The organism is Paenibacillus sp. 01T422, assembly GCF_056398785.1.
Window position 1 is genome coordinate 1 of the sequence record NZ_JBFTQB010001036.1, and the last position, 2047, is coordinate 2047.

The window sequence follows — 2047 nt, forward strand, 5'->3', positions numbered from 1 at the left end:
GGCTTTGATCGTGAGCGGGGCTCACGTCGACGTTAAGCTTGTTTAACAACGTTAACTTCTACTAGGGGTCCGTTCCCCATACTTTAACGTTGAAAAACAGCGTTACAGCAGGGCTTTGATCGTGAGCGGGGCTCACGTCGACGTTAAGCTTGTTTAACAACGTTAACTTCTACCGGCGGCCTGTTCCCCATACTTTAGCGTTGAAAAACAGCGTTACAGCAGGCCTTTGATCGTGAGCGTGGCCCTCACGTCGACGTTAAGCTTGTTTAACAGCGTTAACTTCTACCGAGGGCCCGTTCCCCATACTTTAGCGTTGAAAAACAGAGTTACAGTAGCTAGAACTTTGGTGGGACGACCTCAGCCTCCCAGCTCAAGACAGCCTTTCCGGCTCTCTCAGCCGAGCCTAGTGGCTCCGCTGACTGCGAGAGCGCCTTTTCGGCTTGCTCGCTGCGGGTCTGGCGGATTTACGCCAGACTCCCAGCTCGAGACAGCCTTTCTGGCTCTCTCAGCCGAGTCTAGGGGCTCTCCCGACTGCGAGACCGCCTTTTCGGCTTCCTCGCTGCGGGTCTGGCGAATTTACGCCAGACTCCCAGCTCGAGACAGCCTTTCCGGCTCTCTCAGCCGAGCCTAGTGGCTCTGCCGACTGCGAGAGCGCCCTTTCGGCTTGCTCCCCCTCCCCGCAGATCCCTCTCGGCCTCTAACTCACTTCTTCGAATAGGCCTCATTATATTCCCCAATAATCTGGCCGCCACCGCCCCGCTTCCAGCGCTCAATCTCCTGCGCAAAGGCAGCTTTGTCGAGTTTCCCAAGCATATAATTGTACGTCGCATCGGAGACGATTTTGTACAGCTCCACGCCACGCTCGTCGTAGGTTTTCGACTCCAACCCTAGTGTCGGGTCCTTGACGACATACTTCTCATTATCCAAGCTGAGCTTATCCGCCATCTGTGACAGGGACTCGCTCTCAGCGACCTGCTTCACCTGCGGGTTGTTCAAGTCCGCGATCATGAGCGCATACAGCGCATTCACTTCGTTCACGCGAAGCTTGGACGTCTCCTCCAGCAGCTGGACTTTGTCCCCAATGGTGGTGTAATGACGCCCCTCCAATCCATATTTCATCAGGTTGGCGACATCTTTATCCATCGACCGGTCAAAAAATTGCAGCACCTGCTTCAATTCCGCCTCCGTGCGAATCGCTTTTTTCGAAAAAAGATACAGCGCGCTGTAATTCGGAATCGACCAGATTCGGAACCCCTTGTTACCTTCGATATGATTCACGAGAGTGAATTTGGCCGAAGGATTCACAAGCTGCACCTCGTCCGAAAGCCGCTGCACATCCTGCATGCTGCCAATATAGACGCCCGCGATGCCACGAATCAGCTTATCACGCTGTACTTCTTTACTGGTGACCGCAAAATCCGAGTTAATGAGTTTTTCGTCATACAACTTTCGCATGAAGTCCATCGTATCCACATAGGCCTGTGTTTCGAACTCCGGCACTAGCTTCCCATCCGCAACGCCCCAGTTATTCGGTGTACCGAAGTAGGAGCTGAGCGTTTTGAAGGCGCCGAATACCAGGTCATTGCGGTCCGTCAGCCCGATGGTATCATCCTTGCCGTCGCGATCAGGATCGCCATACGTGAAAGCTTTTAACACTTGATAAAGCTCATCCACCGTCGTCGGCTTAGCGAGTTTGACGTTGTTCAGCCAGTCCTCGCGAATAATAATTCCTTGCCGGGATGACGGCCGCTCGGTATACAAGCCATAGATTTTGCCATCGACAGCCGCCTGTCCCAAAATCTCCTTGTTCAGCTGCTTTAGATTCGGATAAGCCTCCAGATAGGGTCCGATATCCCAAAAAGCGCCGGAACGGATCGAATTTTTCATCAACATGTAATCCGTATATTTCACATAGGTCGCTTTTTTCAGCGAGTTCGTGGTGAGGGCTGTGTTCATTTTATCGGTGTATATGCCATCCGGAACCCAATTCAATTCCAGCTTCGTATTCGTCAGTTTTTCGATCTCCTGAACAAACTCGGGGATAGGC

Annotated in this window: 1 protein-coding gene; it reads right to left on the minus strand. The window is 52.6% G+C overall.

Translation table 11 applies throughout. From position 1 onward, the window contains the following. Nucleotides 1–702: 702 nt before the first annotated feature. On the minus strand, nucleotides 703–2047 hold a 1345-nt coding region (locus AC1DUA_RS35160; protein WP_477504149.1), incomplete at its 5' end, for a type 2 periplasmic-binding domain-containing protein.